The 9,639-nt window shown below is 67.2% G+C and carries 10 protein-coding genes; 5 read left to right on the top strand and 5 right to left on the bottom strand.

All coding sequences use genetic code 11. From position 1 onward, the window contains the following. The 4 genes from ftsY to rpoH form a co-directional block, all read left to right on the top strand. Nucleotides 1-1,107 (top strand): signal recognition particle-docking protein FtsY (gene ftsY, locus E0702_RS08780; protein WP_132042911.1); only part of this gene is annotated, 1,107 nt, incomplete at its 5' end. Beyond that, nucleotides 1,104-1,772 (top strand): cell division ATP-binding protein FtsE, encoded by a 669-nt coding sequence (ftsE, locus tag E0702_RS08775; protein WP_132042909.1) that lies wholly within the window; start codon nucleotides 1,104-1,106, stop codon nucleotides 1,770-1,772. The genes ftsY and ftsE, both read left to right, overlap by 4 nt. Beyond that, nucleotides 1,769-2,743, top strand: a complete 975-nt coding sequence (gene ftsX, locus E0702_RS08770; protein ID WP_132042907.1) for a permease-like cell division protein FtsX — start codon at nucleotides 1,769-1,771, stop codon at nucleotides 2,741-2,743. The genes ftsE and ftsX overlap by 4 nt, the downstream gene beginning before the upstream one ends. 159 nt (nucleotides 2,744-2,902) lie before the next feature. Next, complete coding sequence (rpoH, locus tag E0702_RS08765; RefSeq protein ID WP_132042906.1) at nucleotides 2,903-3,769, top strand: RNA polymerase sigma factor RpoH; 867 nt, start codon at nucleotides 2,903-2,905, stop codon at nucleotides 3,767-3,769. Between the two features lie 99 nt (nucleotides 3,770-3,868). Here the strand turns inward: rpoH and slmA are convergent, their stop codons facing one another. From slmA to coaBC, 5 genes are all read right to left on the bottom strand, one after another. Next, nucleotides 3,869-4,480, bottom strand: coding sequence for a nucleoid occlusion factor SlmA (gene slmA / locus E0702_RS08760; protein ID WP_132042904.1), 612 nt, complete (start codon nucleotides 4,478-4,480; stop codon nucleotides 3,869-3,871). A 7-nt stretch (nucleotides 4,481-4,487) separates the two neighbouring features. Further along, entirely contained in the window at nucleotides 4,488-5,387 is a 900-nt protein-coding gene (argB, locus tag E0702_RS08755) for an acetylglutamate kinase (protein ID WP_132042902.1), read from the bottom strand. A gap of 20 nt (nucleotides 5,388-5,407) precedes the next feature. Next, the gene (locus tag E0702_RS08750) at nucleotides 5,408-6,802 is read right to left on the bottom strand and encodes a phosphomannomutase/phosphoglucomutase (protein ID WP_132042900.1); all 1,395 of its coding nucleotides are present in this window, start codon (nucleotides 6,800-6,802) and stop codon (nucleotides 5,408-5,410) included. 44 nt (nucleotides 6,803-6,846) lie between these two features. Further along, nucleotides 6,847-7,344: a dUTP diphosphatase gene (gene dut / locus E0702_RS08745; protein WP_132042898.1), complete on the bottom strand. Its 498-nt coding sequence runs from the start codon at nucleotides 7,342-7,344 to the stop codon at nucleotides 6,847-6,849. Between the two features lie 73 nt (nucleotides 7,345-7,417). Further along, nucleotides 7,418-8,671 carry a bifunctional phosphopantothenoylcysteine decarboxylase/phosphopantothenate--cysteine ligase CoaBC gene (gene coaBC / locus E0702_RS08740; RefSeq protein ID WP_132042896.1) on the bottom strand — a complete coding sequence of 418 codons (1,254 nt, stop codon included), beginning with the start codon at nucleotides 8,669-8,671 and terminating at the stop codon, nucleotides 7,418-7,420. Between the two features lie 141 nt (nucleotides 8,672-8,812). On the opposite strand from coaBC, the gene radC reads away from it, so the two are divergent. Next, entirely contained in the window at nucleotides 8,813-9,487 is a 675-nt protein-coding gene (gene radC, locus E0702_RS08735) for a RadC family protein (RefSeq protein ID WP_132042894.1), read from the top strand. The last annotated feature ends 152 nt before the right edge of the window (nucleotides 9,488-9,639 follow it).

Genomic DNA, 9,639 nt, shown 5'->3' with positions numbered 1-9,639 from the left:
CCCGAGCCCGAGCCCGAGCCCGAGCCCGAGCCCGAGCCCGAGCCCGAGCCCGAGCCCGAGCCCGAGCCCGAGCCCGAGCCCGAGCCCGAGCCCGAGCCCGAGCCCGAGCCCGAGCCCGAACCAGAGCCCGCCGTGTTGCAGGAGAAGCCTGCCGCCGGCGAGAAGAAGGGCTGGTTCGCGCGCATTCGTTCGGGGCTCGGCAAGACCCGTGCCAACCTGACCGACGGTCTGGCCGACCTGTTTCTGGGCAAGAAGCAGATCGATGATGATCTGATGGAGGATCTCGAGACCCAGCTGCTGATGGCGGATGTAGGGATCGAGGCCACCACCGCGATCATCGATCGCCTGGCCGAGCGTGTCTCGCGCAAGGAGCTCAAGGACAGCGACGCGCTCTATCGTGCCCTCCAGGAAGAGCTGGCCCTCATGCTCGAGTCGGTAAGCACCCCCCTGGAGCTGCCACCCAAGGGGGAGGGGCCCTTCGTGATTCTGGTGGTCGGGGTCAACGGGGTGGGCAAGACCACCACCATCGGCAAGCTGACCCAGCGCTTCCAGCGCGAGGGCCGCAGCGTGATGCTGGCCGCCGGCGATACCTTCCGTGCCGCCGCGGTGGAGCAGCTCAAGGTGTGGGGCGAGCGCAACCAGGTGCCGGTGATCGCCCAGCATACCGGTGCCGACAGCGCCTCGGTGGTCTACGATGCGGTGGCGGCCGCCAAGGCGCGCGGCGTCGATGTGCTGATCGCCGATACCGCTGGGCGTCTGCACAACAAGGCGCACCTGATGGAGGAGCTCAAGAAGGTCCACCGTGTGATGGGCAAGCTCGATGCCAGTGCACCCCATGAGGTGATGCTGGTGCTCGATGCCGGTACCGGGCAGAACGCTCTCTCTCAGGCCAGCACCTTCAACGAGGCCGTGCCGATCACGGGTGTGACGCTGACCAAGCTGGATGGCACCGCCAAGGGGGGCATCATCTTCGCCCTGGCCAAGCAGCTGGGCACCCCGATTCGCTTTATCGGTGTCGGCGAGACGCTGGATGACCTGCGCCCCTTCGTGGCCGGCGAGTTCGTCGATGCGCTGTTCGACCGTGAGAGGAATGACGCCCAGGGATGATCGTCTTCGAGCACGTCGGCAAGCGCTACGGTGGGCGCTTCGAGGCCCTCGCCAACCTCGACTTCCGCGTGCATCGCGGCGAAATGCTGTTCCTGACCGGCCACTCGGGGGCCGGCAAGAGCTCCCTGTTGCGCCTGATCATGCGCCTGGAGCGCCCCACCCGGGGGCGCATTCTGGTCGCCGGCCACGATATCGACCGGCTCCACCCCAGCCAGGTGCCGTTCTATCGCCGCCAGATCGGCGTGGTCTTTCAGGATCACCAGCTGCTCCATGACCGCTCGATCTTCCATAACGTGGCGCTCCCCCTGACGATCCAGGGGGTCGAGCCCCGCGAATCTGCGCGCCGGGTGCGCGCCGCACTGGACAAGGTCGGGCTGCTGCACCGTGAGAAGGCACTGCCGATCGAGCTCTCCGGCGGTGAGCAGCAGCGTGTGGGCATCGCCCGTGCCGTGGTCAACAAGCCGGCACTGTTGCTCGCCGACGAGCCGACCGGAAACCTCGACCCCCAGCTCTCTGCCGACATCATGGCGCTGTTCGAGGACTTCAATCGCATCGGCACCACGGTGATGATCGCCAGCCACGACCTGGCGCTGATCGCACGATTGCAGCATCGCACCCTGCGCCTGCGCGAGGGTCGCCTGGTGGGCGACCGGGAGGCCGCATGAGTCGTCGCCCCGCGCCCTCTCCACGGGGTGCCCGCACCCACCGAACACGCTCCTCGAGTCGCCTCCGCGGCTGGTTGCGCCACCACCGGGCGATGTGTCTGGACAGCGCCTGGCGGCTGCTGCGAACGCCCGTCTCCAGCCTGGTGACCATGCTGGCCATCGCCATCGCCATGGTGCTGCCCGCGGGGCTGTGGCTGACCCTGGACAGCGCGCGACTGCTCGATGCCGAACTGACCGAGAGCGCGACCCTCACCGCCTACCTCGCGCCGGGGGTCGGCGATGGGGAAGCGGCACGCATCGACGAGGCCCTGGGCGCTCAGCCCGGCGTGGCCCGCACCCGGTTGATCACCGCGGCCGAGGGCATGGCGGAGTTTCAGCAGGCGCTGGGGCTGGAGGATGCCCTGGGTCGCCTCGATGACAATCCTCTGCCGGCCAGCGTGGTCGTGACGCCCGAAGCCCCGGCACCAGAGGCCGCCCGCGCGCTGGCCGAGTCGCTGGCGGCGGTTCCCGGGGTGGAGGAGGTGCGCCTGGACCTGGCCTGGATCGAACGGCTGCGCAGCCTGGCCGAGCTCGGCCAGCGCGTGACGTTGGCGCTGGCGGTGCTGTTCGGGGGAGGTGTGCTGCTGGTGGTAGGCAATACCATCCGCCTGGCGGTGGAGAGTCGTCGCAAGGAGATCGAGGTGGTCACCTTGATCGGCGCCACCCATGGCTTCGTGCGCCGCCCTTTCCTCTACAGCGGGGCCTGGTATGGCCTGGGGGGTGGCCTGCTGGCCTGGGGGCTGCTGACCCTGGGAGGGGAGTGGCTGGCGACACCGGTCTCGGCCCTGGCGGCCAGCTACGGCGCCAGTTTCAGCCTGCCGAGGCTGGGGGTAGGCGGTTCCGCTTTCCTGGTGGGGTGTAGTATGCTGTTGGGCTGGTTGGGTGCCTGGATGGCGGTCAGTCGCCACCTCGCCGAGGTGAAGCCGCGCTGATGCCTGGGTGCCGCGTTGATCGACCCGTCGGGTAGACGGGGCTTGAAATTTCGCGGAACCTTACACTGTTTCTGGTGTCATAGGTGCCGCACGCATAACGCATAGACACCATATCGTTTAGACACGCACGAATGGGCTGATTGAGGAGACATCCTGCACATGAGCAACAGTCTTCTTCCGGTGGGCCAACTCTCCCCGGGGCACGACCTCAACGGATATATCCGGGCGGTGACCGGCATTCCGATGCTGACCCCCGATGAAGAGAGGGAACTGGCCTTCCAACTGCATGACGAGGGCGATCTGGAGGCGGCGCGCCGCCTGGTGCTGTCGCACCTGCGCTTCGTCGTGCACATTGCCCGCAGCTATTCCGGCTATGGCCTGCCCCAGGCGGACCTGATTCAGGAGGGTAATGTCGGCCTGATGAAGGCGGTCAAGCGCTTCGACCCCAATCAGGGGGTGCGGCTGGTCTCCTTCGCCGTGCACTGGATCAAGGCGGAGATTCACGAGTTCGTATTGCGCAACTGGCGTATCGTGAAGATCGCCACCACCAAGGCCCAGCGCAAGCTGTTCTTCAACCTGCGCAGCGCCAAGAAGCGCCTGGCCTGGCTCAACAGCGATGAGGTCGAGGCGATTGCCAAGGACCTCGACGTCAAGCCCGAGGTGGTGCGCGAGATGGAGGGTCGTCTGGCTTCCCATGATGCCGGTTTCGATGCGGCGCCGGGTGAGGACGATGAGAGCAGCTGGCAGGCACCGGTGCACTATCTCGATGACGCCTCCGCCGATCCGGCTGTTCAGCTCGAGGCGAGCGACTGGGAGGGGGACTCCACCCGCCGTCTGCAACAGGCGATGGAGGGGCTGGACGAGCGTTCGCGCGACATCCTGCGGCGTCGCTGGCTCACCGAGCCCAAGGCCACCCTGCATGATCTGGCCGATATCTATGGCGTCTCCGCCGAGCGTATCCGTCAGCTCGAGAAGAATGCCATGAAGAAGATCAAGCAGCAGATCGGTGATGCCCTGGTGGCCTGACACCCCTGAGTGACACGCCTGACGTTGCCACCGAGTCCCACAGAGCCCCCGCCGGAGTGTATCCGACGGGGGCTCTGGCGTTTCTGGCGGGGGCTGAGCCTACGCTGGCTGCGGGCTTTCCCTGAGCAGCTGGTTGGAGAGCAGTATCCACTGCTCCTTCCAATGCTCGGTGGGGCGGCGCTTGAAGTCACTTCTCACGTACTGACTGATGCGCCCCTCGGCGGTGGCCAGCAGCAGGTTGGCGGCGGCCGAGGCGGGCAGAGTGGTGCGTCGCCCCTCGCGCAGTTCGGCCTCGCGCAGGATCTGCTTGAGCTGGGTCTCGAGCCGTTCGAAGAGCTGATGGATACGGACTCGCAGGCGGGCGGTCTCGCCGGTGAGCACCCCGCCGTCGAGCAGTCGCGAGAGGCCGGGATTCTTCTCGGCGAACCCCAGCAGCAGGGCAAGCAGGGCGGCGCAGCGGGGCAGCGCCTCATGCTCCTCTTCCAGAATGCGCCCGATGCGGGCAAACAGGGTCTCCTCGATAAACTCGATGAGGCTCTCGAACATGCGGGCCTTGCTTGGGAAGTGGCGATAGAGGGCGGCCTCGGTGACGCCAACCTGCTTCGCCAGGGCAGACACGGTGATGCGCTTGCCACTGTCCTCCTCCAGCATCATGGCCAGCGCCTGCAGAATCTGATCGCGACGACTGGGGGTGGGGGTTGCCTGGCTCATGGTGTGATCAGCTTTCGTCGGTGATCAGGGTGCCGACCCCGGCGTTGGTGAAGATCTCCAGCAGGGTGGCGTGGGGGACTCGGCCGTCGATGATATGGGCACTCTTCACGCCGCCCTTCACCGCCTCCAGGGCGCAGCGAATCTTCGGCAGCATGCCGCCATGGATGGTGCCGTCACTGATCAGTTCATCCACCTGAGTGGTGGTCAGGCCGGTCAGTACCTCGCCGGCGCTGTTCATCAGACCGGCCACATTGGTCAGCAGCATCAGCTTCTCGGCGCAGAGTGCCTCGGCGACCTTGCCCGCCACCAGGTCGGCGTTGATGTTGTAGCTGTGGCCCGCCTCGTCCACGCCGATGGGGGCGATGACCGGGATGAAGTCGCGGTTGGCGAGCATGTCGATCAGGTCGGTAGAGATATGCTCCACCTCGCCGACATGACCGATATCGATGATCTCGGGGGCGGTCATCTCGGGGGACTGATGCTCGACCTTGAGCTGGCGGGCACGGATCTGGGCGCCATCCTTGCCCGTCAGGCCGATCGCCTTGCCGCCGCACTGGTTGATCAGGTTGACGATGCCCTTATTGACCAGTCCGCCGAGCACCATCTCCACCACATCCATGGTCTCGGCGTCGGTGACCCGCATGCCATTGACGAAGCGTGACTCGATATTGAGCTTGCCGAGCAGCTCGCCGATCTGCGGGCCGCCGCCGTGGACCACCACCGGATTGATGCCCACCTCCTTCATCAGCACGATATCGCGGGCGAAGGAGTCGATCAGGGTGTCCTCGGTCATGGCGTTGCCGCCGTACTTGACGACCACGGTCTTGCCGGAGAAACGCTGGATGTAGGGCAGTGCTTCGGAGAGGACCTCCACCACCAGGCGCGGGTCACGGGTCTGTTCGGTCATTGCGGGTTCCTTGTTCATGCTTAGAGCGCCAGATCCAGCTCGGGGGCCACCTGGGCCAGGGCGTCGGCGAAGCGCGCCTTGATGCGTTCAAGCGCCGAGTCGCTCTTGCCCTCGAAGCGCAGCACCAGCACCGGGGTGGTGTTGGAGGCGCGGCACAGCCCCCAGCCGTCGGGGTAGTCGACACGGATACCGTCGAGGGTGGTCTTCACGCCCTCCTCGCCGAAGTCGCCCTCGCGGGCCAGGCGTGCCACCAGATCGAACTTGGTCTCGTCGGTGACGGTGATGTTGATCTCCGGGGTGCCCTTGTCCTGAGGGTAGCGGTCGAAGAAGGCGTCCGCGTCCTGTTCCTGGCGAGCGAGGATCTCCAGCAGGCGGGCGGCGGCGTAGAGGCCGTCATCGAAGCCGTACCAGCGCTCCTTGAAGAAGATGTGTCCGCTCATCTCGCCGGCGAGCAGGGCGCCCGTCTCCTTCATGCGTGCCTTGATCAGCGAGTGGCCGGTACGCCACATCTCGGGCTCGCCACCGGCCTCATCGATCACCCGGGCCAGGTTGCCCGTGCACTTGACGTCGTAGATCACCTTTCCGCCGGGGTTGCGTTCGAGCATGTCCTCGGCGAAGGCCATCATCAGATGGTCCGGATAGATCAGTCGGCCGGAGGGCGTGATCACCCCCAGGCGGTCGCCATCGCCGTCGAAGGCCAGGCCGATGTCGGCGCCGCTCTCCTGCACCGCCTGAACCAGGTCGCGAAGATTTTCGGGCTTGCCCGGGTCCGGGTGATGGTTGGGGAAGGTGCCATCGATCTCGGCGAACAGCGGCAGGGTCTCGACGCCGAGTCTCTCCACCAGTTGCGGGCCGAGTTCGCCGGCCACGCCATTGCCGCAGTCGACCACCGCCTTGAGCGGACGGGTCAGGCGCACGTCGGCCAGGATGCGTGCCAGATAGGCGTCACGCACGTCCACCTCACGCAGGCTGCCCTGGCCCTCGCTCAGGTCGTGCGTGGCGATACGCTCGTGCAGGGCGGTGATCGCCTCGCCCGAGAGGGTCTCGCCGCCCAGCACGATCTTGAAGCCGTTGTAGTCGGGAGGATTGTGGCTGCCGGTGACCATCACCCCGGAGGTGGCGCCGTCCAGCACGTGGGTGGCGAAGTAGAGGACCGGGGTGGGCACCATGCCGATGTCGATGACGTCGCGGCCGGTAGCGGTCAGGCCCCGCACCAGGGCGGCCTTGAGGCGCTCTCCGGAGAGCCGGCCGTCGCGGGCAACCACCACGCTGGACTCGCCGCGGGCGGCGGCCTCGCTGCCGATGGCGCGGCCGATCAGCTCGACGGCGGGCTCGGTGAGGGTGTCGTCGACGATGCCGCGAATATCGTAGGCACGGAAGATGGAGGCGGGTACGGTCTGGCTGTATTGCGTCATGAAGCGTACGTTCCTGTGAGCGGTGACTGGAGGCGCCGGCTGGGTCAGTGGCGGCCGGAGCTGCCGAAGCCGCCGGTGCCACGCTGGCCGTTACTGTCCTGGGGGCTGCTGCTCTGGCCGGTAGCGAAGTCGTCTACCAGCTCGAGTTCGGCCTGTACCACCGGCACCAGCACGTATTGGGCCAGGCGCTCGAATGGCTCCAGGGTGAAGTCGGCCTGACCCCGGTTCCAGACCGAGATCATCAGCTCGCCCTGGTAGTCCGAATCGATCAGCCCCACCAGATTGCCGAGCACGATGCCGTGCTTGTGGCCCAGCCCCGAGCGGGGCAGGATCAGGCCGGCGAGGGCCGGGTCGGCGATATGAATGGCCAGCCCCGTGCGTACCAGCTCACACTGTCCCGGGCTCAGGGTCAGGGGTTCGTCGAGCAGGGCGCGCAGGTCCATGCCGGCAGAGCCCCGGGTGGCGTAGTGGGGCAGGTAGTCGCGCAGGCGTTCGTCGAGCAGCTTGACGGCCAGGCGGGGCTTGGCATCGGGTTGGGGCATCGGAGGTTCCTGATACGGTTCGGGGTCGTGGATCGGTTGGTGGCTCAGCCGGGGGCGGGCCGCCGCCGTGTGCTCAGTCGTCGGCCCGCTCGGCCAGGCAGGCCAGGGCACGATGCATGATCGCCTGGGCCATCTCGCGCTTCGGCTGGGGAGCGAGGCTCTCCCGCTCCTCCCCCGCGGCGCCGCGCCAGAGCAGTATGGCGGCGTTATGATCGCTGCCGAAGCCGAGTCCCTCGCGAGAGACATCGTTGGCGACGATCATGTCGAGCCCCTTGCGAGCCAGCTTGTCGCGGGCATAGCTCGCGACGTCCCGGGTCTCGGCGGCGAAGCCGACCACCAGCGGACGCTGCGGCACCGGCAGTGCGGCCACCGAGGCGATGATGTCGGGGTTCTTGATCAGGCGCAGGGTCAGGGCATCCTCGCCCTCGACCTTCTTGATCTTGTGCTCGGCGGCCGCTTCGGCGCGGTAGTCGGCGACCGCGGCGCAGCCGATAAAGATATCGCTCTGCGGGGCGAGTCGCGCCGTCGCCTCATGCATCTCGAGCGCCGTCTCCACCGCGATTCTCTCCACTCCGGCCGGACAGGGCAGGGTCACCGGGCCGCTGATCAGCTTGACCCGGGCGCCCAGGGCCGCGGCAGCCGTGGCCAGGGCGTAGCCCATCTTGCCGGAGCTGTGGTTGGAGAGGTAGCGAACCGGGTCCAGGGGCTCCCGGGTCGGGCCGGCGGTAATGGTGACGGTCAGGCCGGTGGCCGGCGCGTGATCGGCGTCCTGCGATGAGAGCAGTGACCCGAGGATCGTCTCGGGCTCCAGCATGCGACCGGGGCCGGTATCGCCACAGGCCTGATCGCCGCTGTCCGGCCCCAGCAGGCGCCAGCCATCCTCGTCGAGACGGGCGGCATTGCGCCGGGTCGCGGGTTGGCGCCACATGGCCTGATTCATGGCAGGTGCCATGACCTTCTCGGCATCACTGGCCAGGCACAGGGTGGTGAGCAGGTCGTCGGCCATGCCCGCGGCCAGGCGTGCCATCAGGTCGGCGGTGGCCGGAGCGATCAGAATGGTGTCGGCCCACTTCGCCAGCTCGATATGCCCCATGCCGGCCTCGGCTTCGGGGTCCAGCAGCGAGGTGCGTACGGGCTCACCGGTCAGTGCCTGCAGGGTCAGCGGCGTGATAAAGGCCTGGGCCCCCTCGGTCATGACGACGCGCACTTCGCAGCCCGCCTGTTTGAGCAGACGAGCGAGCAGGGCGCTCTTGTAGGCGGCGATACCGGCACTGATGCCGAGCAGAATGCGGCGGCCTGTGAGTCCGGTTCCGGATAGCGATGACATGGACAGGTTCCCGGCGAGTATCTCAGCCGCCTACCTTACCACTGGCGCCCCACCTTGCGTAGCCGAGCCGGTATGGCAAGCCGGGCTGGCCCTGCAGCAGAGTGACTACACTGAGGGCCAGGCTGAGGGGAGGGGCGAGCGATGTCGATCAAGGACTGGCCTGAGGGGGAGCGCCCCAGGGAGAAACTGCTGGCGCTGGGTGCCGAGGTGCTCTCGGATGCCGAGCTGTTGGCGATCTTTCTGCGGGTCGGCGTGCAGGGCCGTTCGGCGGTGGACCTGGCCCGCGATCTGCTGCTGGAGTTCGGTGGCCTGCGCCAGCTGCTGGAGGCCGAGCGCGAGCGCTTCTGTGCGGCGCGGGGCATGGGGGATGCCAAGTATGTCCAGCTTCAGGCCACCCTCGAGCTGTCGCGGCGGCACCTGGCAAGCCAGCTGGCCCGGGGGGAGGCGCTCACCTCGCCGACCCTGGTGCGTGCCTATCTCTCCAGCCAGCTGCGTCACCTGGGACATGAAGAGTTTGCCGCGCTATTCCTCGATACCCAGCACCGCGTGATTCGCTATGAATCACTGTTCCGCGGCACCCTGGACAGCGCCTCCGTCTATCCTCGCGAGGTGGCGCGGCGTGCCCTGGAGCTGGGCGCCGGGGCGCTTATCCTGGCCCACAACCATCCATCGGGGGTGGCAGAGCCTAGTGACGCCGACCGGCGCATCACCGACCGCCTGTGCGAGGCCCTCGGACTGTTCGAGATCCGCGTACTCGACCACTTCGTGGTCGGGGATGGCGAGGTCGTCTCCTTCGCCGAGCGAGGGTGGCTGTAGGACATGACGCGGGGTGCGACTTGCTCTATAATGTTGCCTCGGCTGCGCCTGGCCCCCGAGAGAGTTGAGTGAATAGTACGGGGGCTGCCTGCCAAGCACCGGCCCACCATCAGTCGTCTTTCGCGTCGCCCTTGCCTTCGCTGGACAGATTT

Origin of the sequence: Halomonas marinisediminis (genome assembly GCF_004347715.1) — a bacterium.
Classification (GTDB): domain Bacteria; phylum Pseudomonadota; class Gammaproteobacteria; order Pseudomonadales; family Halomonadaceae; genus Halomonas; species Halomonas icarae.
Note: the sequence above shows the minus strand (reverse complement) of the source record. Positions and strands in the feature narration are given on the sequence as shown.

Excerpts from the sequence above, each read along its gene's own strand:
- ftsE (WP_132042909.1), top strand. The coding sequence starts at position 1,104 with ATGATCGTCTTCGAGCACGTCGGCAAGCGCTACGGTGGGCGCTTCGAG.
- ftsX (WP_132042907.1), top strand. The coding sequence starts at position 1,769 with ATGAGTCGTCGCCCCGCGCCCTCTCCACGGGGTGCCCGCACCCACCGA.
- rpoH (WP_132042906.1), top strand. The coding sequence starts at position 2,903 with ATGAGCAACAGTCTTCTTCCGGTGGGCCAACTCTCCCCGGGGCACGAC.
- slmA (WP_132042904.1), bottom strand. The coding sequence starts at position 4,480 with ATGAGCCAGGCAACCCCCACCCCCAGTCGTCGCGATCAGATTCTGCAG.
- argB (WP_132042902.1), bottom strand. The coding sequence starts at position 5,387 with ATGACCGAACAGACCCGTGACCCGCGCCTGGTGGTGGAGGTCCTCTCC.
- E0702_RS08750 (WP_132042900.1), bottom strand. The coding sequence starts at position 6,802 with ATGACGCAATACAGCCAGACCGTACCCGCCTCCATCTTCCGTGCCTAC.
- dut (WP_132042898.1), bottom strand. The coding sequence starts at position 7,344 with ATGCCCCAACCCGATGCCAAGCCCCGCCTGGCCGTCAAGCTGCTCGAC.
- coaBC (WP_132042896.1), bottom strand. The coding sequence starts at position 8,671 with ATGTCATCGCTATCCGGAACCGGACTCACAGGCCGCCGCATTCTGCTC.
- radC (WP_132042894.1), top strand. The coding sequence starts at position 8,813 with ATGTCGATCAAGGACTGGCCTGAGGGGGAGCGCCCCAGGGAGAAACTG.